Origin of the sequence: Streptomyces sp. NPDC002467 (assembly GCF_042889825.1) — a bacterium.
Classification (GTDB): domain Bacteria; phylum Actinomycetota; class Actinomycetes; order Streptomycetales; family Streptomycetaceae; genus Streptomyces.
On record NZ_JBIARJ010000005.1, the window covers coordinates 226424 to 248004 of the forward strand.

General features: G+C 72.3%; 15 protein-coding genes, 1 tRNA gene and 1 pseudogene. 4 read left to right on the forward strand and 13 right to left on the reverse strand.

Annotation, left to right across the window (positions count from 1 at the left end; translation table 11 throughout):
- Positions 1-160 precede the first annotated feature (160 nt).
- Both dnaJ and hrcA read right to left on the reverse strand, forming a co-directional pair.
- Positions 161-1297 (reverse strand): molecular chaperone DnaJ, encoded by a 1137-nt coding sequence (gene dnaJ / locus ACFYYJ_RS13590; RefSeq protein WP_376660969.1) that lies wholly within the window; start codon positions 1295-1297, stop codon positions 161-163.
- Positions 1298-2314 (reverse strand): heat-inducible transcriptional repressor HrcA, encoded by a 1017-nt coding sequence (hrcA, locus tag ACFYYJ_RS13595; RefSeq protein WP_385122452.1) that lies wholly within the window; start codon positions 2312-2314, stop codon positions 1298-1300.
- A gap of 135 nt (positions 2315-2449) precedes the next feature.
- On the opposite strand from hrcA, the gene ACFYYJ_RS13600 reads away from it, so the two are divergent.
- Positions 2450-3169, forward strand: coding sequence for an MBL fold metallo-hydrolase (locus ACFYYJ_RS13600; RefSeq protein WP_385122454.1), 720 nt, complete (start codon positions 2450-2452; stop codon positions 3167-3169).
- Positions 3170-3203: 34 nt separating this feature from the next.
- On the forward strand, positions 3204-4013 hold the full coding sequence (locus ACFYYJ_RS13605) for a DUF3097 domain-containing protein (RefSeq protein WP_389131879.1): 810 nt from the start codon (positions 3204-3206) through the stop codon (positions 4011-4013).
- Between the two features lie 19 nt (positions 4014-4032).
- Here the strand turns inward: ACFYYJ_RS13605 and hemW are convergent, their stop codons facing one another.
- The 3 genes from hemW to lepA all read right to left on the reverse strand — a co-directional run bounded on the left by hemW (position 4033) and on the right by lepA (position 9589).
- On the reverse strand, positions 4033-5265 hold the full coding sequence (gene hemW / locus ACFYYJ_RS13610) for a radical SAM family heme chaperone HemW (RefSeq protein WP_389131882.1): 1233 nt from the start codon (positions 5263-5265) through the stop codon (positions 4033-4035).
- Between the two features lie 366 nt (positions 5266-5631).
- Complete coding sequence (locus tag ACFYYJ_RS13615; RefSeq protein WP_389131885.1) at positions 5632-7521, reverse strand: AMP-dependent synthetase/ligase; 1890 nt, start codon at positions 7519-7521, stop codon at positions 5632-5634.
- Between the two features lie 202 nt (positions 7522-7723).
- Entirely contained in the window at positions 7724-9589 is a 1866-nt protein-coding gene (lepA, locus tag ACFYYJ_RS13620; RefSeq protein ID WP_385122463.1) for a translation elongation factor 4, read from the reverse strand.
- A gap of 198 nt (positions 9590-9787) precedes the next feature.
- On the opposite strand from lepA, the gene rpsT reads away from it, so the two are divergent.
- Positions 9788-10054 (forward strand): 30S ribosomal protein S20, encoded by a 267-nt coding sequence (gene rpsT, locus ACFYYJ_RS13625; RefSeq protein ID WP_266788134.1) that lies wholly within the window; start codon positions 9788-9790, stop codon positions 10052-10054.
- A 277-nt stretch (positions 10055-10331) separates the two neighbouring features.
- Here rpsT and holA read toward each other — a convergent pair whose 3' ends face one another.
- Entirely contained in the window at positions 10332-11327 is a 996-nt protein-coding gene (gene holA / locus ACFYYJ_RS13630; protein ID WP_385122466.1) for a DNA polymerase III subunit delta, read from the reverse strand.
- Between the two features lie 58 nt (positions 11328-11385).
- Between holA and ACFYYJ_RS13635 the strand changes: the two genes are divergently transcribed.
- A complete protein-coding gene (locus ACFYYJ_RS13635; protein WP_385122468.1) occupies positions 11386-11646 on the forward strand; it encodes a hypothetical protein in 261 nt (86 codons plus the stop codon).
- 23 nt (positions 11647-11669) lie between these two features.
- On the opposite strand, the gene ACFYYJ_RS13640 is transcribed toward ACFYYJ_RS13635, so the two are convergent.
- From ACFYYJ_RS13640 to ACFYYJ_RS13670, 7 genes and pseudogenes are all read right to left on the reverse strand, one after another.
- Entirely contained in the window at positions 11670-12551 is an 882-nt protein-coding gene (locus tag ACFYYJ_RS13640) for a YceI family protein (protein ID WP_385122471.1), read from the reverse strand.
- Positions 12552-12687: 136 nt separating this feature from the next.
- Positions 12688-15093: pseudogene (locus ACFYYJ_RS13645) on the reverse strand (ComEC/Rec2 family competence protein); the annotation flags it as partial.
- Positions 15094-15116: 23 nt separating this feature from the next.
- A complete protein-coding gene (locus ACFYYJ_RS13650) occupies positions 15117-16076 on the reverse strand; it encodes a helix-hairpin-helix domain-containing protein (RefSeq protein WP_389131891.1) in 960 nt (319 codons plus the stop codon).
- A 98-nt stretch (positions 16077-16174) separates the two neighbouring features.
- On the reverse strand, positions 16175-17020 hold the full coding sequence (locus tag ACFYYJ_RS13655) for a DegV family protein (RefSeq protein WP_385122476.1): 846 nt from the start codon (positions 17018-17020) through the stop codon (positions 16175-16177).
- A gap of 379 nt (positions 17021-17399) precedes the next feature.
- Positions 17400-18119, reverse strand: coding sequence for a hypothetical protein (locus ACFYYJ_RS13660; protein ID WP_385364931.1), 720 nt, complete (start codon positions 18117-18119; stop codon positions 17400-17402).
- A gap of 129 nt (positions 18120-18248) precedes the next feature.
- Positions 18249-21113, reverse strand: coding sequence for a leucine--tRNA ligase (gene leuS / locus ACFYYJ_RS13665; protein ID WP_389131894.1), 2865 nt, complete (start codon positions 21111-21113; stop codon positions 18249-18251).
- A 295-nt stretch (positions 21114-21408) separates the two neighbouring features.
- A tRNA-Ala gene (locus ACFYYJ_RS13670) sits at positions 21409-21481 on the reverse strand.
- Positions 21482-21581 lie beyond the last annotated feature (100 nt).

A 21581-nucleotide genomic window follows, 5' to 3' on the forward strand; every position in this document is an offset into this window, starting at 1 on the left:
CCGAATCACCGCATTCGCCTGGCATAGTCCGCTTCCCGGCGTGGCCGGATCCGTTGCGGGGCATGGCCGGCGACGGCCTTCCGGCATCCGCCGACCACGCACGGAGCCCGGCCCGGGGATGCTCCCCGGGCCGGGCTCCTGGCGCGTACGTGCGGGCCGGTCAGCGGCCGTTGAAGGCGTCCTTCAGGCGGCTGAACAGACCCTGCTGGCCCGGCGCGAACTGGCCCGTCGGCCGCTCCTCGCCGCGCAGCTTCGCCAGCTGGCGCAGCAGCTCCTCCTGCTGGGCGTCCAGCTTGCCCGGGGTGGTGACCTCGACGTGGACGATCAGGTCGCCCCGGCCGCCGCCGCGCAGGTGCGTGACGCCGCGTCCGTGCAGCGGGATCGCCTGGCCGGACTGGGTACCGGGCCGGATGTCGATCTCCTCCAGGCCGTCGAGGGTCTCCAGCGGGCACTTGGTGCCCAGGGCCGCCGCCGTCATCGGGATGGTCACCGTGCAGTGCAGGTCGTCCCCGCGCCGCTGGAACGTCGGGTGCGACAGCTCGTGGATCTCCACGTACAGGTCGCCGGCGGGGCCGCCGCCGGGGCCGACCTCGCCCTCGCCCGCGAGCTGGATCCGGGTGCCGTTCTCGACACCGGCCGGGATCTTGACCGTGAGGCTGCGGCGGGAGCGGACCCGGCCGTCGCCCGCGCACTCGTGGCACGGGGTCGGGACGACGGTGCCGAAGCCCTGGCACTGCGGGCAGGGGCGCGAGGTCATGACCTGGCCCAGGAAGGACCGGGTGACCTGCGAGACCTCACCGCGGCCGCGGCACATGTCACACGTCTGGGCCGAGGTGCCGGGAGCGGCGCCCTCGCCGGAGCAGGTGGTGCAGACGACGGCCGTGTCGACCTGGATGTCCTTGGTCGTCCCGAAGGCCGCCTCGTCCAGCTCCAGGTCCAGACGGATCATGGCGTCCTGGCCGCGGCGGGTCCGCGAGCGCGGGCCGCGCTGCGAGGACTGGCCGAAGAAGGCGTCCATGATGTCGGAGAAGTTGCCGAAGCCACCCGCCCCGAAGCCGCCCGCGCCGCCGCCGCCCGAGGAGGACAGCGGGTCGCCGCCGAGGTCGTAGACCTGCTTCTTCTGCGGGTCCGACAGCACCTCGTAAGCCGCGTTGATCTCCTTGAAACGCTCCTGCGTCTTGGGATCGGGGTTCACGTCCGGGTGCAGCTCGCGCGCGAGCCGCCGGAATGCCTTCTTGATCTCATCCTGGGATGCGTCGCGGCGTACGCCGAGAGTGGCGTAGTAGTCCGTGGCCACTTACGACTCCGCCAGGATCTGTCCGACGTAACGTGCCACTGCGCGTACCGCTCCCATCGTTCCGGGGTAATCCATGCGGGTCGGTCCGACCACGCCGAGCTTGGCGACCGTTTCGCCGCCCGAACCGTAACCGACCGAGACGACGGACGTGGAGTTCAGTCCCTCGTAGGCATTCTCATGCCCGATCCTTACGGCCATTCCCGACTCGTTGGCCTCGCCGAGCAGCTTGAGGAGCACGACCTGCTCCTCCAGCGCTTCGAGCACCGGCCTGATCGTCAGGGGAAAATCGTGTCCGAAGCGGGTGAGATTGGCGGTGCCGCCGATCATCAGCCGCTCCTCGGCTTCCTCGACCAGGGTTTCGAGGAGCGTCGCCAGCACGGTGGACACCGTGGCGCGGTCGTCGGCCTCGAAGGACTCGGGGAGGTCCTGGACGAGCGGGGGCACGTCGGTGAACCGACGGCCCACGACGCGGCTGTTGAGCCGGGCCCGCAGATCGGAGAGGGAGGTCTCGCCGAAGGGGGTCTGGCAGTCGATCAGCCGCTGTTCGACGCGCCCGGTGTCCGTGATCAGTACGAGCATCAGGCGCGCGGGGGCGAGCGAGAGCAGTTCCACGTGCCGGACGGTCGACCGGGTCAGGCTCGGGTACTGGACGACGGCGACCTGCCGGGTGAGCTGCGCGAGCAGCCGCACCGTGCGGCCGACCACGTCGTCGAGGTCGACGGCGCCGTCGAGGAAGTTCTGGATGGCCCGCCGCTCGGGGGTCGACAGCGGTTTGACCCCCGCCAGCTTGTCGACGAAGAGGCGGTAGCCCTTGTCGGTGGGGATCCGGCCGGCGCTGGTGTGGGGCTGGGCGATGTAGCCCTCGTCCTCCAGCACGGCCATGTCGTTGCGCACGGTGGCAGGCGAGACCCCGAGCCGGTGCCGCTCGGTGAGCGCCTTGGAGCCGACCGGCTCCTCCGTCCCGACGTAGTCCTGGACGATGGCGCGCAGCACTTCGAGTCTGCGTTCGCTGAGCATCGCGCACACCTCCGGCTGTGGTCCGTTGCCCTGTCGTTGGCACTCTGGGCGTTCGAGTGCCAGAGATCCCCCGCTCAGTGTACGGCCGGGTAGTAAGACCCTGGCAAGGGAGGCCCGCCAGGGTAGCGTCGCGGCATGGACGTGCGTTGGGAAGAGGCGGGCTGGGAACGGCTGACCGGACGGACCGGCCGCAGACGGCTCCCGGTGTGGGACTGCACCGTGGGACTGGTGGTCGGCGACGATTCCGTGCTCCTCGTCGACCCCGGTTCGAGCCTTCGCGAGGGCGCGCGGGTGCGGGTGGAGGCGGAGCGGCTCACGGGCCGGCGAGTGACCCATATCGCATTCACGCACGGCCATTTCGATCACGTCCTGGGCGGGGCGGCCTTCTCGGGTGCCGAGGTGTACGGGGCGGTCGGGCTGGACGCGCTGCTCGCCACGGGCCGCGAGGAGCTGCGCGACGACGCGGTCCGGCACGGCCTGGCGGAGGCGGAGGCGGCGGAGGCGGCGGACCTGCTGGTGGTGCCGAGGCACCTCGTGTCGGGCGAGTGGACGCTGGAACTGGGCGGGGTACAGGTGCTGCTGGCCAACGTGGGCCCCGGGCACACCCGGCACGATCTGGCGGTCTTCGTGCCGGGCGAGCGCGAGACGGTGTTCTGCGGGGACCTGGTGGAGGAGTCGGGCGAGCCCTCGGTGGGCCCGGACGCGACACCGGGGCAGTGGCCCGCCGCGCTGGACCGGCTGCTGTCGCTGGGCGGGCGGGACGCGTCGTACGTCCCGGGTCACGGCGCGGTGGTCGACGCCGACTTCGTCGTTGCGCAACGCGCCACACTGGCGGGCCGTTTCGGCGTGTCGTAGCCATGACGGCCGCACCTCTCCTACTCTCGGCCGGATGCGCGAGTACTCCCCCGACCTGACCCCCCAGTGGAAGCGCCCGAAGGCCGTGCCGGAGGTGGCGGCGGAACCGGACCTGGTGGTCGAGGTGGCCGGTACGGACTTCTGCGGCGCGGTGGTGGCCTGCGAGGCGGGCACCGTGACCCTGGAGGACCGCTTCGGCAAGCGGCGGGTGTTCCCGCTGGAGCCCAGCGGCTTCCTGCTGGACGGCGCGGTGGTGACCCTGACCCGCCCGTCACGAGCCCCCGCGGCGCCCGCCCGCACGGCCTCGGGCTCGATCGCCGTCCCGGGGGCCCGCGCCCGGGTGGCGCGGGCGGGGCGGATCTACGTGGAGGGCCGGCACGACGCGGAACTGGTCGAGAAGGTCTGGGGCGACGACCTGCGCATCGAGGGCGTGGTGGTGGAGTACCTGGAGGGCATCGACGACCTCCGGGCCGTCGTGGCCGACTTCGCCCCGGGCCCGGACGCCCGCCTGGGCGTCCTCGTCGACCACCTGGTGCCCGGCTCGAAGGAATCCCGCATCGCGTCCTCGGTGACCTCCGAGGACGTCCTGATCGTGGGCCACCCGTACATCGACGTCTGGCAGGCGGTGAAGCCGTCCGCCGTGGGCATCCCGGCCTGGCCGACGGTCCCGCGCGGCCAGGACTGGAAGACGGGCGTCTGCCGGGCCCTGGGCTGGCCGGAGAACACCGGCGCGGCGTGGCAGCACATCCTGTCCCGGGTCACGTCCTACAAGGACCTGGAACCGACCCTCCTGGGCCGCGTGGAGGAACTGATCGACTTCGTCACGGTGGGCGACGCGGCCTGACCCGGAGCGCGGCCGGTGGTCAATCCACCAGGTCCCGGACCACCGCGTCGGCGAGCAGCCGCCCGCGCAGGGTCAGGACGGCGCGACCCGCCTCGTACGGGCCCGCCGCCAGCAGGCCGTCGGCCAGCGCCCGCCGTGAGGCGGCGAGCCCGGCCGGGGCCAGCAGGGACAGCGGCACTCCGTCGACCAGGCGCAGCTCCAGCAGGATCCGTTCGACCCGCCGGTCCTTCTCCGACAGGAGCTCCCGCCCGGCTCCGGGCGACCGGCCCTCGGCGAGCGCGGCGGCGTACGCGCCGGGGTGCTTCACGTTCCACCAGCGCACCCCGCCCACGTGCGAGTGCGCGCCCGGCCCCGCGCCCCACCAGTCGGCGCCGCGCCAGTACAGCTCGTTGTGCAGGCAGCGCCCGGCCTCCGAAGTGGCCCAGTTGGACACCTCGTACCAGGAGTACCCGGCCCCGGCCATGACCTCGTCCGCGATCAGGTACCGGTCGGCGTGCACGTCGTCGTCCGTCATCGGGACCTCGCCCCGGCGGATCCGGCGGGCCAGCTGCGTGCCCTCCTCGACGATCAGCGCGTACGCACTGATGTGGTCCGGTCCCGCGCCGAGGGCCGCGTCCAGCGAGGCCCGCCAGTCGTCGTCGGACTCCCCCGGGGTCCCGTAGATCAGGTCCAGGTTGACGTGCTCGAACCCCGCCGCCCGCGCCTCCGCGACGCACGCCTCGGGGCGGCCCGGGGTGTGCGTGCGGTCCAGCACCTTCAGGACGTGCTGCCTGGCGCTCTGCATGCCGAAGGAGATCCGGTTGAACCCGCCGGCCCGCAGCTCGGCCAGGTACTCCGGGTTCACCGACTCCGGATTGGCCTCGGTGGTGACCTCGGCGTCCTCGGCCAGGCCGAACTCGTCGCGGATCGCCGCGAGCATCCGTACGAGGTCCCCGGCCGGCAGCAGCGTCGGCGTTCCGCCGCCGACGAACACGGTGCGCACGGCCCTCGGGTCGTCCCCGAGCACCTTCCGCGCGAGGCGGACCTCGTCGATCAGGGTGTCGGCGTAGTTCTCCCGCGAGGCGAGCACACCGCCGGTGCCCCGCAGCTCGGTGGCCGTGTAGGTGTTGAAGTCGCAGTACCCGCAGCGGGTGGCGCAGTACGGGACGTGCAGGTAGAAACCGAGCGGCCGGTCCCCCGCCCCGTCAAGGGCGTGCGACGGCAGCGAGCCGTCCTCGGGCATGGGTTCACCGTCGGGCAGTGCGGAAGGCATACCCCCATCATCCCGCACCCACGGAAGATCCCTCCCCGCCAACCCCGAGGACGCCACCCCGGGGCCTCTTCAGCCTCGCCTGCGCTGGAGGCGCGGCATCTCAGCCTCGCCGGCGTTTGAGGCGCGGGGTCTGGGGCGGAGCCCCGGGGAACGGTGGAAGGGCGGGTAGGGGACCAGCCCCGCGCAGCGGCACCCCGGACCGGGCTGGACCGCACGGTGGGCCGTCGGGGTCGCCGAGTGGGGCCGCCCCGCAGCCACCCGACCCACCGGCAGGGTGCCGAGCCGAGGCCGGCCCCGCCGGAAGCAGGGGCCTGCCCGCACGCCCGGCCGACCGGAAGCACCGGACGGCCGAGCCCGCTGCAAGCGCTACGCCTCGCGCGACCCCTCGTACATCTCCTCGATCAGGTGCTTGAACTCCCGCTCGACCACCGGCCGCTTCAGCTTCAGGCTCGGCGTGAGGTCCCCGTGCTCCACGTCCAGATCCCTCGGCAGGACCCGGAACTTCTTGATCGTCTGCCAGCGCTGCAGCCCCTCGTTCAGGGTCTGCACGTACGTCTCGATCAGTCGCGCGGTCTCCGGCGCGGCCAGCACCTGGCCGTACGTCTTGCCCTCCAGCCCGTTCTCGGCGGCCCAGCCCAGGATCGCCGGCTCGTCCAGCGCGATCAGCGCCGAGCAGAAGTTCCGGTCGGCGCCGTGCACGACGATGGTCGACACGTACGGGCAGATCGCCTTGAACTGGCCCTCGATCTCGGCCGGGGCGACGTACTTGCCGCCCGAGGTCTTGATCAGGTCCTTCTTGCGGTCGGTGATGCGCAGGTAGCCGTCGGCCGACAGCTCGCCGATGTCGCCCGTGTGCAGCCAGCCGTCGGACTCCAGGACCTCGGCGGTCTTCTCCGGCTGCCCGTGGTAGCCCTGCATGATGCCGGGGCCGCGCAGCAGGACCTCGCCGTCGTCGGCGATGCGGACCTCGGTGCCGGGGAGCGGCTTGCCGACGGTGCCGGTGCGGTAGGCCTCGCCCGGGTTGACGAAGGAGGCGGCGCTGGACTCGGTCAGGCCGTAGCCCTCCAGGATGTGGATGCCCGCGCCGGAGAAGAAGTAGCCGATCTCGGGTGCCAGGGCGGAGGCTCCGGAGACGGCGGCGCGCAGGTTGCCGCCGAAGGCCTCGCGGAGCTTGGAGTAGACGAGCACGTCGGCGATCTTGTGCTTGGCGGCGAGGCCGAAGGGGGCGGTCTTGCGGCCGGTGCGCTTGAAGTTGTCCTGGGTGACCTTGGCGTACTCGCGGGCCACGCCGACCGACCACTGGAAGATCTTGTACTTGGCGCCGCCGCCGGCCCGGGCCTTGGCGGCCACGCCGTTGTAGACCTTCTCGAAGATGCGCGGGACGGCCGCCATGTACGTCGGCTGCACGATCGGCAGGTTCTCGATGATCTTGTCGATCCGGCCGTCGACGGCCGTCACGTGCCCGACCTCGATCTGGCCGGAGGTCAGCACCTTGCCGAAGACGTGGGCCAGCGGCAGCCACAGGTACTGGACGTCGTCCTTGCCGATCAGGCCGGTGGCGACCATGGCCTTGGCCATGTACGACCAGTTGTCGTGCGGGAGCCGCACGCCCTTGGGGCGGCCGGTGGTGCCCGAGGTGTAGATGAGCGTGGCGAGCTGGTCGGCGGTGATGGCCGCGATCCGCTCCTTGATCGCCCCGGGGTTCTTGGCGAGGTAGGCCGCGCCGCGCTTCTCCAGGTCGGCGAGGGAGAGCACCCAGCCCTCGGGGTCGCCGTCGACGGCGACCGCGTCGGCCGCTTCCAGGACCACCACGTGGGCGAGGTGCGGCAGGTCGGCGCGGCGCTCGCGGGCCTTCGCCAGCTGCTTGCCGTCCTCGGCGATGAGCACCCGGCTCTCGGAGTCCGAGAGGATGAACGCGGACTCGTCCGCGTTGGTGCTCGGGTAGATGGTGGTGACGGCGCCGCCCGCGCACATCACGCCCAGGTCGGACAGGATCCACTCGACGCGGGTGTTGGAGGCGAGCGCGACCCGCTGCTCCGACTCGATGCCGAGGTCGATCAGGCCCGCGGCGATGGAGAAGACCCGCTCGGCCGCCTGGCCCCAGCTGAGCGACTTCCACTCGTCGGGGCCCTGGCCGCCGGCCGCGGGCACCGGGAACCTGTACGCCTCCGCATCGGGCGTCTTCGCAACGCGCTCCAGGAAGAGGGCCGCCACGGTGGGCGGACGGTTCTCGATCAAGGTCTGTGTGTCGCTCACGGATGTCCTCCGGACCACGCGGCAGGGCCTGTCATTCAGGGGCGGGACTCAGGGCTTGTAACTGGCGAGTAACCATCGAGCAGTGATCAGAGTAGGGGCCCTCCGGCCGGTGCGTAAGAGCCCCCGAGCGGCCGATTCATAACGAAACAGGCCCCCGGGCATCGCCTCGGGGACCTGTCTCGTACTCAACGTCACTGCCGGACTACTTCTTCTTGCCGCCGGAGTCGTCGCTGGACAGCACCGCGATGAAGGCCTCCTGCGGGACCTCCACGGAGCCGACCATCTTCATCCGCTTCTTGCCTTCCTTCTGCTTCTCCAGCAGCTTCCGCTTACGGGAGATGTCACCGCCGTAGCACTTGGCGAGGACGTCCTTGCGGATGGCGCGGATGGTCTCGCGGGCGATGACGCGGGAGCCGACCGCGGCCTGGATCGGCACCTCGAAGGCCTGCCGCGGGATGAGCTCGCGCAGCTTGGCGACGAGGCGCACGCCGTAGGCGTAGGCGGCGTCCTTGTGCGTCACGGCGGAGAAGGCGTCGACCTTGTCGCCGTGGAGCAGGATGTCGACCTTGACCAGGCTGCCGGACTGCTCGCCCGTGGGTTCGTAGTCCAGGGAGGCGTAACCGCGCGTCTTGGACTTCAGCTGGTCGAAGAAGTCGAAGACGATCTCCGCGAGCGGGAGGGTGTAGCGGATCTCGACGCGGTCCTCGGAGAGGTAGTCCATGCCGAGGAGGGTGCCGCGACGGGTCTGGCAGAGCTCCATGATCGCGCCGATGAACTCGCTGGGCGCGAGGATCGTGGCCCGGACGACCGGCTCGAACACGTCCGAGATCTTGCCCTCGGGGAACTCGCTCGGGTTGGTGACGGTGACTTCCTTGCCGTCCTCCAGGACGACCCGGTAGACCACGTTGGGCGCGGTGGCGATCAGGTCGAGGCCGAACTCGCGCTCCAGGCGCTCGCGGACCACGTCCAGGTGGAGCAGGCCGAGGAAGCCGACGCGGAAGCCGAAGCCGAGCGCCGCCGAGGTCTCCGGCTCGTAGACGAGCGCGGCGTCGTTGAGCTGGAGCTTGTCCAGGGCCTCGCGCAGGTCCGGGTAGTCCGAGCCGTCGAGCGGGTACAGACCCGAGAAGACCATCGGGCGCGGGTCCTTGTAGCCGCCGAGGGCCTCGGTCGCGCCGTTGTGCAGGCTGGTGATGGTGTCACCGACCTTGGACTGACGGACGTCCTTCACGCCGGTGATGATGTAGCCCACCTCGCCGACGCCGATGCCGTCGGCCGGGGTCATCTCGGGCGAGGAGACGCCGATCTCCAGCAGCTCGTGGGTGGCGCCCGTCGACATCATCCGGATGCGCTCGCGCTTGTTGAGCTGGCCGTCGACCACACGGACGTAGGTGACGACACCGCGGTACGAGTCGTAGACCGAGTCGAAGATCATGGCGCGGGCCGGGGCGTCCTTGACGCCGACCGGGGCCGGGACGGTGGCGACGACCTTGTCCAGCAGCGCGTCGACGCCCAGGCCGGTCTTGGCCGAGACGCGCAGCACGTCGTCGGGGTCGCAGCCGACCAGGTTCGCGAGCTCCTCGGCGAACTTCTCCGGCTGGGCGGCCGGCAGGTCGATCTTGTTCAGGACCGGGACGATCGCGAGGTCGTTCTCCATCGCCAGGTACAGGTTGGCGAGGGTCTGCGCCTCGATGCCCTGGGCGGCGTCCACGAGGAGGACGGTGCCCTCGCACGCGGCGAGGGAGCGCGAGACCTCGTAGGTGAAGTCGACGTGCCCCGGGGTGTCGATCATGTTGAGGATGTGGGTCTTGCCCTGCCCCTCGCCCACGGTGGGGGCCCAGGGCAGACGGACCGCCTGGGACTTGATGGTGATGCCGCGCTCGCGCTCGATGTCCATGCGGTCGAGGTACTGGGCGCGCATCTGCCGCTGGTCGACCACACCGGTGAGCTGGAGCATCCGGTCGGCAAGGGTCGACTTGCCGTGGTCGATGTGCGCGATGATGCAGAAATTGCGGATCAGCGCCGGGTCGGTACGGCTCGGCTCGGGCACGTGGCTGGGGATCGCGGGCACGCAGTGTCCTGATTCTCGGTCGCAGTCGGAACGCGGAACGAAGTCTGAAGTCCTCCCATGGTCCCATGGACGGGGCAGTGCGCTCGGTTTGGGCCGCCAGGAGCGTGCCTGGTAGCCTGGGCAGCTGTGTCTCGTATGCCCTCTCAGCTGTCGGGACACAATCCGAAGATCAAACTCTGAACCTGAAAAGGCTCTTTCGTGGCGAACATCAAGTCCCAGATCAAGCGGAACAAGACGAACGAGAAGGCGCGCCTGCGCAACAAGGCCGTCAAGTCCTCGCTCAAGACCGCGATCCGCAAGGCCCGCGAGGCCGTCCTCGCCGGTGACGTCGAGAAGGCCACCGTGGCTTCCCGCGCCGCCGCGCGTGCGCTCGACAAGGCTGTCTCGAAGGGTGTCATCCACAAGAACGCCGCCGCCAACAAGAAGTCGGCGCTGGCCTCCAAGGTCGCCACCCTCCAGGGCTGAGCTCTCGATGTGAATCGCCGGTAGGGACCCAGCGGGCCCTCTCTTCCGCTCCCTCACCGGCACACCGCGCCGCACGCGGCCTGCGTTCGCCACGCGGGTGCGGCGCAAGCATCTTCATGCAGTGACCGAAGGCCCCGACCACCACCCTTCCCCAGGGCGGCGGCCGGGGCCTTCGCGTTGCCCGCCCTTGCCGTGGCCCATCAGGGAGAGGGGTCACGGCAAGGGCCAGGGCAGGGCAGGGCAGGGCAAGGGGACGGGAAGCGGGAAACGGCTGTCCCTACTGGCGACGCTGGGGGCGGGCCGCGCGGGCGACCGCCACCACCGCCTTCTCCAGGGCGTACTCGGGGTCGTCGCCGCCACCCTTGACGCCCGCGTCGGCGACGGCCACGGCGCGCAGGGCGTCCGCGACGCCGTCCGCCGACCAGCCGCGCATCTGCTGGCGGACCCGGTCGATCTTCCAGGGCGGCATGCCCAGGTCGCGGGCGAGATCGCCCGGTCGGGCTCCGCGCGGGGCGGAGGCCAGCTTCCCGATCGCGCGCACGGCCTGGGCCAGGGCGCTGGTGATCAGGACCGGCGCCACCCCCGTGGACAGGGACCACCGCAGGGCTTCGAGGGCTTCCGCGGCCCGCCCCTCGACCGCCCGGTCGGCGACCGTGAAGCTGGAGGCCTCGGCGCGGCCGGTGTAGTAGCGGCCCACCACGGCTTCGTCGATCGTCCCCTCGACGTCCGCGCACAGCTGCGCCGCCGCGCTCGCCAGCTCCCGCAGGTCGCTCCCGATCGCGTCGACCAGGTTCTGGCAGGCGTCCGGGGTCGCCGAGCGCCCCAGGGTGCGGAACTCTCCCCGTACGAACGCCAGACGGTCGGCCGCCTTGGTCATCTTCGGGCAGGCCACCTCCCGGGCGCCCACCTTGCGTGCCGCGTCGAGCAGGCCCTTGCCCTTGACCCCGCCGGCATGGACGAGGACGAGGACGATCTCCTCGTAGGGCGCGTCGAGGTAGGCCTTGACCTCCTTGACGGTGTCCGCGGACAGGTCCTGGGCGTTGCGCACGACCAGTACCTTGCGCTCGGAGAAGAGCGAGGGGCTCGTCAGCTCGGCGAGCGTGCCGGGCTGGAGCTGCTCGGAGGACAGGTCGCGCACGTCCGTGTCGGCATCGGCGGCGCGGGCGGCCGCCACCACCTCCCGTACGGCACGGTCGAGGAGCAGGTCCTCCTGCCCCACCGCGAGGGTGATCGGGGCGAGCGGATCGTCGGTTGAGTTCTTCCTGGTGGCCATCGCCTCCAGCATCCCACGCCGCACTGACAGCCCACCGCCGCACGGGCCCTGTGACCCGATGCTCGACAATGGTCGCGTGAACGTGCGACATGTACTCGTCCTGCCCGACCGCGACGCCGCCGAGGAGGTGGCGCGGGAGGTCGTCGACCGCTTCGGCCTGACGGAGGAGCCGCAGTTGGTCCGTGACGCCCTGGCCGGCGAGGACGACGCCGAGGACGCCCAGTGGCTGGTGGTCGTCGAGGACCCGCGGGAACGGCTCGACCCCACCGCGCTGGACGCCCTCGCCGACGAGTACGAGGGCTGGCTGGAGGCCCCGTAGGGCCTGCCCGTCCCCTCGGCCGTTCAGGCCTTGTGGACGGCCTGGACGTCCAGCGTCACCTCGACGCTCGATCCGATCGCCGCGATCCCGTGCGCCAGCACCGACTGCCAGTTGAGGGTGAAGTCCTCGCGCTGCAGTTCCGCAGTGGCCCGGCAGGCGGCCCGCGGTTCGCCCTCCAGGCCCGTGCCGAGACCCAGGTACTCGGTGTCCAGCGTGACGGAACGGCTCACCCCGTGCAGGGTGAGGGCGCCCGCGACGGCCCAGCGCCTGCCGCTGCGGTGGATGAACCGCTCGCTGTAGAACTCGACCGTCGGGTAGCGGGCCGCGTCCAGGAAGTCCGCCGAACGCAGGTGGTCGTCCCGCATCCGCAGTGCGGTGTCGATGCTCGCCGCGTCGATCCTCACGTGCATGGAGGAGTCCTCCATGCGCTCGGCGATCCGGACCGCGCCGGCGAACGTGTTGAACCGGCCGCGGATCCGCGCCATCCCGATGTGACGGGCCGTGAAGCCGATCGTCGAGTGCGCCGGGTCGAGCTCCCAGTGGCCGGGCTGCGGCAGCAGCGGCGGTTCCACGACGTCCAGGACGATCTCCCCGGTGCCGGGCTGCGCGGGACCGCCCACCAGCGTCGCCCCGTGGAACGGCGCGTACCCCTCGGCGCTGACCGAGAGCCGGTACTCCCCCTCCGGCACGGTCGCCGTGATCCCGCCGTACGGGTCGGTCTCGCCGCTCACGATCCGCCGCCCGATCGGGTCGGTGACCTCGAACTTCGCCTGCCGGATGGGCTGGTGGACGCTGTCGAGCACGCGGCAGCTGAGCAGCCGCGCCGTCGGCGGCAGCGTCAGCGTCGCGGATGTCTGCGGGCTGGAACCCCCCGCCGTCTCCATCCCCCGTCGGCGACCGAACATGGCTGATACACCCCCGTGCTGTGTGGACTGTGTCCGTGTTGGCGAAGACGCATTCGATCATGCTGTCGGGTTGTGGGCAAACAGAATGGTCGCGCCCATTATGGACCCGGCGGATCCGCCTCCGAATGGCCGGAAACGCTCGCAAGCCCGCTCCCGATCCGGTGACCGCGACGGAGCCGTCGGTGTCGGTCCGCAACACGGTCGCTCCCAACTGCCGCAGCCTGTCGAGCGTACGGGGCGCGGGGTGCCCGTAGCGGTTGCCGGCGCCGACCGGGACGACCGCGAACCGCGGCCGGATCCGGGCCTGCAGCCCCGGGTCCTGGTGCGCGGACCCGTGGTGGGCCACCTTGAGGACGTCCACCGGCCCCAACTCCGGATGGCCCGTCAGGAGGGCACGCTGAGCCGGTGGTTCCAGGTCGCCCAGCAGGAGCAGGGTCAGTCCAGCACCGCGCACCAGCAGGGCCACGCTCGCGTCGTTGGGCCCCTCCGGCGGCGGTCCGGCCGGGGGCGGCCACAGCACCTGCCACTCCAGCGGGCCCGCCCGGCGCCGCTCCCCCGCCACCGCCCGCACGACGGGCACCCCGGCGGCGGCGGCCGTCCTGCGCACGAACTCGGCCTGTCCGGGCGGCTCTTCGAACCCGGTGGTCTGGATCACCCCCACGGACCTGCCCCGCAGCACCCCGGCCAGGCCCGCCACGTGGTCGGCGTGAAAGTGCGTCAGCAACAGCATCGGCACCCGCCGGACCCCCAGGGCGCGCAGGCACGCGTCCATCGGGCCGGGCTCCGGACCGGCGTCCACCACGAGGGCCTCCCCCGGGCCCACGGCGAGCACGGCGGCGTCCCCCTGGCCCACGGCGCACTGGACGTAGCTCCAGTCGGGAGGCGGCCAGCCCGTGACGGTACGGGTCAACTGCGGCGGCCGCAGCACGGCCAGGAGCAGCACCACGACCAGGACGCAGACGACCCGCCGCCGGCGGCCGAACCGGGCGGCGAGCGCCACACACGCGAACGTCACCACGGCGAGCAGCACACCTCCGGCGAGCCCACCGGGCCAGGCCAACTCCGCCCCGGGCATCCGCTCCCCCGCCCGGGCCACCGCGGCGATCCACCCCGCGGGCACCCCCGCGCATCGGGCCAACAGCTCCGCGCCGGGCATCCACAGCCGGGCCATCGCGAGGGCGGCGAAGCCGAGCACCGTCGCCGGACCGGCCGCCGGACCGGCCAGCAGGTTGCACGGCACGGCCACGAGGCCGACCCGGGCCGAGAGCACGGCGACCACCGGCGCGCACACCGCCTGGGCGGCAGCGGCGGCCGCCAGCGCCTCGGCGAGCCTCGCCGGCATCCCGCGCCGCCGCAGCGCCTCGCTCCACCGAGGTGCCAGGGTCAGCAGCGCCCCGGTGGCCAGGACGGAGAGCAGGAACCCGTAACCGCGGGCCAGCCACGGGTCGTAGAGCACCAGCAGCAGGACGGCGGCGGCCAGCGCCGGCAGGAGGGACCTGCGCCGCCCCGTGGCGAGGGCCAGCAGGGTCACGGCCCCGCAGGCCGCGGCCCGCAGCACGCTCGGCTCCGGCCTGCACACCACCACGAACCCGAGCGTCAGCACGGCACCGCACACCGCGGTCCCCCGCAGCGAGAGCCCGAGCCGGGGCGCCAGCCCCCGCCGCTCGGCCCGCTGCGCGCGGGCCGGGGGCCCGATGAGCAGGAACAGCACCACCGTCAGGTTGGACCCCGAGACGGCGAGCAGGTGCAGCAGGTCGGTGGCCCGGAAGGCCTCGCTGAGGTCGTCCGGCACCCGGGAGGTGTCCCCCACGACCAGCCCGGGCAGCAGGGCCCGAGCGTCCGGAGGGAGCCCCTCGCTCGCCTCCCGCAGCCCCTCCCTCAACCGCCCCGCGATCCGCTGCGCGGCATCCGGGCCACCGGTGACCCCGGGCGGGGTGTCACCGGCCGGACGCAGCACCGCCACGGCCCGCTCGCCGCCCCGCGCCGGAGCCAGCCGCGCGACGACCTCCACCCTGGTGGAGGGCAGCAGCCGGGCCCATCCCGGATGTCCGGCGAGGACCCGCACGGGGGTCTCGACCCGAGTACGCGCCCCGTCCGGCCCCGTCACCCGGGTCACCACCGCGTCCAGCACCACCATCGGCGGCCCGCTGCCACCCCGGGAGACCTGCGGATCGGAGCCGACCCTCAACTCCGCGAGGACCCGGGCGTGCTCCCGGGCCAGCCCTTCGACCGGCCCGGCCCGCGCCTCGGCCCGCTGGAGCCCGGCCACCCCGGCCCCCGCGGCCGCGCACAGCAGGGCGACGGCCACGGCCGGGGCGAGCCTCCACCGCCGCCCCGCGCGCCGAGACCCGGCGAGGACCAGCAGCCCCGCGCCGACCACCGCCGACACCACCACCGCGGCGGCGGTCAGCGTCGGCGGCGCGCCCAGCGCGAGGGCGGCCGCTCCCCACGCGGCCAGCGCCGGCACCACGAGCCGCAGATCCGCCGGCCGCTTCGCGGCAGGGTCCACGTCCACGCCCGGAACCTCCGCGCCCTGGTCCACGGCACCCCGCCCACCGGGGCGGTTCACAGCCGCACCAGGGCGCGCAGGTCGGCGAAACGACGTTCACCGATGCCGTTGACCTGGCGGAGGTCCTCCACGGAACGGAAGCCACCGCGAGCGGTGCGGAAGTCCACGATGTGCCGCGCCAGCACCGGCCCCACCCCGGGCAACCCGTCCAGTTGGTCGACGGTCGCCGAGCCGAGACTCAGCGGACCGGCAGCCGAGCCCGTACCCGGACCGGAGCCCGAGCCCCCTGCCACCCCCGGTCCGGCGCCCGCGCCCTGGGGCGGCGCCGGAGCGCCCACCAGCACCTGCTCACCGTCCACCAGCACCCGGGCGCGGTTCAGCCCGGTGGTGTCCGTACCCGGCCGCACACCCCCGGCGGCGGCCAGTGCGTCCTCCACCCGCGAACCGGCGGGCAGCCGCCGCACCCCCGGATCCCGGACCTTCCCGCCGACGTCCACCACGATCCGCGCGGCGCCCCCCGCAGGAGCCGTGGCGGCCGCGGGCGCCGCCGCCGGGGCGACCACCGCCGGAGCGGTCACCGGACGCGGCCGGGCCGACCAGTACTGCTGCGCGGCGAAGCCGACGGCCACCACCAGCACCACCGCGACGGCGCCCACCGTCCGCGGCTCCACCCCGCAGCGGGCCTGGAGCCACACCGGCAGCCGCTCCCGCACGGCCAGGCCGCGCATCGTCGGATCGCGCGGCGCGGCCTCGTCGGGCAGTTCGGCGGCCGGCTCCGGTGGCACCGCCTCGGCCGACGGCGGGCCGCTGCCGCCCAGCAGGGCCTCCGCCCGGCGGCGCACCACCTCCGGATCCACCTGCGGGACTCGGGCCCGGCGATGGCGATCGCCGCGCCGGCGGTGGCGGATACGGCCGCCGGAACGTCGGGGGTCGGAGAGACGGGTGTCGGAGAGACGGGTGCGGCCCGGGCCGCCGGCGGCGCCCGACCGGTGCGGGATGCGCGTTCGAAGAGTCATGCCACGACCGTAGGAGCCCGCCCGGAATCCCGTTCGGAACCCTCAATTCCGGTGGATGGTCGACCCTTTGTGGATATCCGCGTCACCCGAACCGGTGATCAGCGGGGTGATACGACCGCCGCCAGCAGCCCCGGTCCGGTGTGCGCGCCGATCACCGCGCCGACCTCGCTGACGTGCAGCTCGACCAGGCCCGGGATCCGTTCGCGCAGCCGCTGGGCGAGCTTGTCGGCCCGCTCCGGAGCCGCCAGGTGGTGCACCGCCACGTCGACGCTGCCCGACCCGGCGCGCTCGACGGCCAGCTCCTCCAGCCTGGCGATGGCCTTGGAGGCCGTGCGCACCTTCTCCAGCATCTCGATCCGCCCGCCGTCCAGCGTCAGCAGCGGCTTCACCGCGAGCGCCGAGCCGAGGAGGGCCTGCGCGGCCCCGATCCGGCCACCGCGCCGGAGGTAGTCGAGGGTGTCGACGTAGAAGTACGCGGCCATGTCCGCCGCCCGCTTCTCCGCGGCGGCCACGGCCTCGTCCACGGAACCGCCCGCCTCGGCCGCCTCGGCGGCGGCGAGCGCGCAGAAGCCGAGCGCCATCGCGACCATCCCGGTGTCGACGACGCGCACCGGCACGGGCGCGGACCGCGAGGCGACCACGGCGGCGTCGTAGGTGCCCGAGAACTCGGCGGACAGGTGCAGGCTGACGATCCCGGCCGCCCCGGCGTCGGCGGCCGCCTGGTAGGCCCGGACGAATTCCTCCGGGCTGGGGCGCGAGGTGGTGACCGAGCGGCGCTTCTGCAGGGCCAGGGCCAGGCTGCGCGCCGAGATCTCGGTGCCTTCCACAAGCGCCTCGCCGCCCAGTACGACGGTGAGCGGGACGGAGGTGATTCCGTGCCGCGCCATGGCCGGTTGGGGCAGGTAGGCCGTGGAATCGGTGACGATGGCGACATGGCGGGACATGAGCCGGAGGTTACCGCCAGTGGGGGTGCGACGGCAGCCTGGACCCCAAGCCGGTCGTCTGCGACGGCCCTGCCGGGTCCTGACCGAGCCGAGCCCTGACCGAGCCGAGCCCTGACCGAGCCGGGCCCTGGCCGAGGCGAGCCCTGGCCGAGGCGAGCCCTGGCCCAGCCTCGCGCGCGGCCCTGGGGCGCCCCACCGGGGCTCAGCGGCCTGCCGCGGGTGGGTGGCGGCGTTGCGGGGGTTTACGCGGCCCTGCGGGGCGTCTCCCCCACCCCGCCCCTTCCCGAAACCGGGCTTCGCCCGGACCCGGTCCTCAAACGCCGGACGGGCTGAAACACCCGGCGCTCGGCTCCCGGCGCCCGAAGGGAAGGGCCCGTGGCTACGTAGTGCTCTCCGGGCGTCGCGTCTTCTGCCAGGGGTACGCGGTCGCCGGCGCCGCCGGGTTCAGGGCCGCCGGGGTGGGAGTCGGGGCCGGGGCGGCGTCAGGCGTCGCCGACCGGGCCTGTGCCGCGTCCCAGGCCGCCGCCGTGGCCGCCAGGTCGTCCACCGGCGGGTGGGACCAGTCCCGCAGCGCCCCGGACTCGACCTCGATCTGCTCCGAGAGCACGGACAGATCGTCCTCCGCGAACCGCCGCGCCCGGTCCCGCGCCGCCCACCGCAACGAGTCCGCGGCCTCGGTGATCTTGGCCGTGCGTTCCCGCAGGTCGGGCAGGAGCCCCGAGATCCGCTTGCGGTCGGGCTCCTGCTCCAGCCTCTTCAGCTCGTCGTCCAGCTCGTGTCCGTGCGCGCTCAGCCGCTCGAACAGCCCGATCGACTCCTTGAGCGAGGCGTCCGTCCGGACCCCGTCGTACAGCGCCTGCTGCGTCGACCTCATCGACGTCCGCAGGTCGATGCGCAGCTGCGCCAACGACGCCGTGACCCCGACCTGCCCCAGGCTCTTGGCCCGCAGGGTGGTGTCCTCGACCGTCCGTCGCGCCTGCGTGATCGTACGGTCCACACCGCGCTTCGCCGCCTGCACCACCTTGACGGTGACGTACGTCCCCAGGCCCAGGAAGGTGAAAAGCACCATCAGCGCGAAGATGATCAACGCGGCCTCCATGAGTGTCCCTTCCCCGGTCCCCGCAGTTGTTTTCCGTCCCCTCCACCGTAAACGCCACGGGCAGGCCAGGGGTTCCATTCGAACCCCCAACCTGCCCGTACGGGATCACCCTCAGATGAGTCGGACGACTCAGATGACGATGTTCACCAGCTTCGGCGCGCGCACGATCACCTTGCGGATCTCGGCGCCCGCCAGCGCCGCGACGACGCCCTCGTCCGTGACGGCCAGCTTCTCCAGGTCCGCGTCCGAGATCGTCGGCGGCACCTCCAGCCGCGCCTTGACCTTGCCCTTGACCTGCACCACGCACGTCACGGTCTCGTCCACCACGTACGCCGGGTCCGCGACCGGGAAGTCCTGGTGGACGACCGACTCTCCGTGGCCCAGGCGCTGCCACAGCTCCTCCGCGATGTGCGGGGCCAGCGGGGCGATCAGCAGGACCAGCCGCTCCGCGACCGAGCGCTCCAGCGGGCGGCCGGCCTTCGTCAGGAAGTTGTTCAGCTCGGTGATCTTGGCGATGGCGGTGTTGAAGCGCAGCCCCGCCATGTCCGAGCCCGCCCCGTCGATCGCCTTGTGCAGCGCACGCAGCGTGTCCTCGCCCGGTTCGGCGTCGACGACGGTGACGGCGCCCGTCGACTCGTCGACGACGTTGCGCCACAGGCGCTGCAGCAGCCGGTACTGGCCGACGACGGCGCGGGTGTCCCACGGACGCGACACGTCCAGCGGGCCCATCGCCATCTCGTACAGGCGCAGCGTGTCGGCGCCGTACTCCTCGCAGATCTCGTCGGGCGTGACGGCGTTCTTCAGGGACTTGCCCATCTTGCCGTGCTCGCGCTTGACCGGCTTGCCGTCGTAGAAGTACCCGCCGTCGCGCTCCTCGACCTCCGCCGCCGGCACGTAGACGCCGCGCTCGTCGGTGTAGGCGTACGCCTGGATCATGCCCTGGTTGAACAGCTTGTGGAACGGCTCCACCGACGACACGTGACCCAGGTCGAACAGCACCTTCGACCAGAAGCGCGCGTACAGCAGGTGCAGCACCGCGTGCTCGGCGCCGCCCACGTACAGGTCGACGCCACCGTGCGGCGCGCCCTCGCGCGGGCCCATCCAGTACTGCTCGATCTCCGGGTCCACCAGCGCCGACGCGTTGTGCGGGTCCAGGTAGCGCAGCTCGTACCAGCAGGAACCGGCCCAGTTCGGCATGGTGTTGGTCTCGCGGCGGTACGACTTCACGCCGTCGCCCAGGTCCAGCTCGACGTTGACCCACGCCTCGTTGCGGGACAGCGGGGTCTCCGGCTTGGAGGCGGCGTCGTCCGGCTCGAAGGTGCGCGGCGAGTAGTCCTCGACCTCGGGCAGTTCCAGCGGCAGCATCGACTCGGGCAGCGAGTGCGCGACGCCGTCCTCGTCGTAGACGATCGGGAAGGGCTCGCCCCAGTAGCGCTGGCGGCTGAACAGCCAGTCGCGCAGCCGGAAGTTGACCGTGCCCTCGCCGATGCCGCGCTCGGACAGCCAGTCGGTGATCGTGGCCTTCGCCTCGACGACGCCCAGGCCGTCCAGGGAGATGCCCTCGTTCGCCGAGTTGATCAGCTTCGCCTCGTAGGAGGCGAACGCGTCGTCCCACTCGGCCGGGTCGGTGCCGCGCCCGTCGGAGGGCTGCACGACGCACCGCATCGGCAGCTCGAAGGCGCGCGCGAACTCGAAGTCACGGCTGTCGTGCGCCGGAACGGCCATGATCGCGCCGGTGCCGTAGCCCATCAGCACGTAGTCGGCGATGAAGACGGGAACCTTCTCGCCGCTGACCGGGTTGATCGCGTACTCGCCGGTGAAGACGCCGGTCTTCTCCTTGGCGTCGGCCTGCCGCTCGACGTCCGACTTGGCGGCGGAGAAGGCGCGGTACGCGGCCACGGCCTCGGCCGGGGTGGCGTGCCCGCCGGTCCACACGTCGTGGGTGCCCTCGGGCCAGGCGGCCGGTACGAACTTCTCGACCAGCGGGTGCTCCGGCGCCAGCACCATGTAGGTCGCGCCGAACAGCGTGTCCTGACGGGTGGTGAAGACGGTGATCGCCTCGTCGCCCAGGGCGAAGTCGACGCGCGCGCCCTCGCTGCGGCCGATCCAGTTCCGCTGCTGCAGCTTGATGGCCTCGGGCCAGTCCAGCCCGTCCAGGTCGTCCAGCAGCCGGTCGGCGTACGCGGTGATCCGCATGTTCCACTGGCTCAGCCGGGACTTGAAGACGGGGAAGTTGCCGCGCTCGGAACGGCCGTCGGCGGTGACCTCCTCGTTGGCCAGTACGGTGCCCAGCCCGGGGCACCAGTTCACGGGCGCGTCCGAGGAGTACGCCAGGCGGAACCCGTTCAGCACGTCGGCCCGCTCGCCGGCGGTCAGCTCGGCCCAGGCGCGGCCGCCGGGGACCTCACGGGAGCCGTCCTCGAAGGCGGCGACCAGTTCGGTGATCGGCCGGGCCTTCTTCGCGTCGGCGTCGTAGAAGGAGTTGTAGATCTGCAGGAAGATCCACTGGGTCCACTTGTAGTAGTCCGGGTCGATCGTCGCGAAGGACCGGCGCTTGTCGTGGCCCAGGCCCAGGCGGCGCAGCTGGACCTTCATGTTCTCGATGTTCGCCTCGGTCGACACGCGCGGGTGCGTGCCGGTCTGCACGGCGTACTGCTCGGCCGGCAGGCCGAAGGCGTCGAAGCCCAGGGTGTGCAGGACGTTGTGGCCGGTCATCCGCTGGTGGCGGGCGAAGACGTCGGTGGCGATGTACCCGAGCGGGTGACCGACGTGCAGGCCCGCACCGGACGGGTACGGGAACATGTCCATGATGAACTTCTTGGGCCGCGCGACGACCGTCGGGTCACCGGCCAGGTCACCGGTCGGGTTCGGGGCCTCGTAGGTGCCCTGCGCGTCCCATACGTCCTGCCAGCGTGCCTCGATGTCGGCGGCCATGGCAGCCGTGTAACGGTGCGCCTCGGCCGCCTCGGGGGCCGGGGTGTTCGTCTCGCTCATGATTCCTGAAGCTCCATCGATCGTCTCTGCCGTCTCTGCCTGCCCAAACGAAAAAGCCCCTCGCACAGGAGGGGACGCCGCGCCGATGCCGACCGTCTCGTGGGTCGGCGCTGATCAGCGCGGCTCGGTAAGCAGAAGGCGTACGGCACGCATGGCGTCAGGGTACCGCAGGGGCCACCGCCGGTGCCCGGCCGTTCCACACGTCGACACGCCGACGCGCGGGTACGTGGGCGAGTGGACACTTCGGCACAACGAGAAGCGGGCCACCCGATCCGGGTGGCCCGCTTCTTCACTGTGGAGCTAAGGAGAATTGAACTCCTGACCTCCTGCATGCCATGCAGGCGCTCTACCAACTGAGCTATAGCCCCTTGCCTCGCTTGCCGCTTCGGTTTCCCTTGCCGGTTCCCCTTGGCGACATCCCAAACATTACACGGTCATGGCCCTGGTCCAAAAATCGGTTTCCATCGA

Excerpts from the sequence above, each read along its gene's own strand:
- leuS (WP_389131894.1), bottom strand. The coding sequence starts at position 21,113 with ATGAGCGAGACGAACACCCCGGCCCCCGAGGCGGCCGAGGCGCACCGT.
- ACFYYJ_RS13635 (WP_385122468.1), top strand. The coding sequence starts at position 11,386 with ATGCTCGACAATGGTCGCGTGAACGTGCGACATGTACTCGTCCTGCCC.
- ACFYYJ_RS13605 (WP_389131879.1), top strand. The coding sequence starts at position 3,204 with ATGCGCGAGTACTCCCCCGACCTGACCCCCCAGTGGAAGCGCCCGAAG.
- ACFYYJ_RS13600 (WP_385122454.1), top strand. The coding sequence starts at position 2,450 with ATGGACGTGCGTTGGGAAGAGGCGGGCTGGGAACGGCTGACCGGACGG.
- hemW (WP_389131882.1), bottom strand. The coding sequence starts at position 5,265 with ATGCCTTCCGCACTGCCCGACGGTGAACCCATGCCCGAGGACGGCTCG.
- ACFYYJ_RS13650 (WP_389131891.1), bottom strand. The coding sequence starts at position 16,076 with ATGACTCTTCGAACGCGCATCCCGCACCGGTCGGGCGCCGCCGGCGGC.
- ACFYYJ_RS13660 (WP_385364931.1), bottom strand. The coding sequence starts at position 18,119 with ATGGAGGCCGCGTTGATCATCTTCGCGCTGATGGTGCTTTTCACCTTC.
- hrcA (WP_385122452.1), bottom strand. The coding sequence starts at position 2,314 with ATGCTCAGCGAACGCAGACTCGAAGTGCTGCGCGCCATCGTCCAGGAC.
- ACFYYJ_RS13655 (WP_385122476.1), bottom strand. The coding sequence starts at position 17,020 with ATGTCCCGCCATGTCGCCATCGTCACCGATTCCACGGCCTACCTGCCC.
- ACFYYJ_RS13640 (WP_385122471.1), bottom strand. The coding sequence starts at position 12,551 with ATGTTCGGTCGCCGACGGGGGATGGAGACGGCGGGGGGTTCCAGCCCG.
- holA (WP_385122466.1), bottom strand. The coding sequence starts at position 11,327 with ATGGCCACCAGGAAGAACTCAACCGACGATCCGCTCGCCCCGATCACC.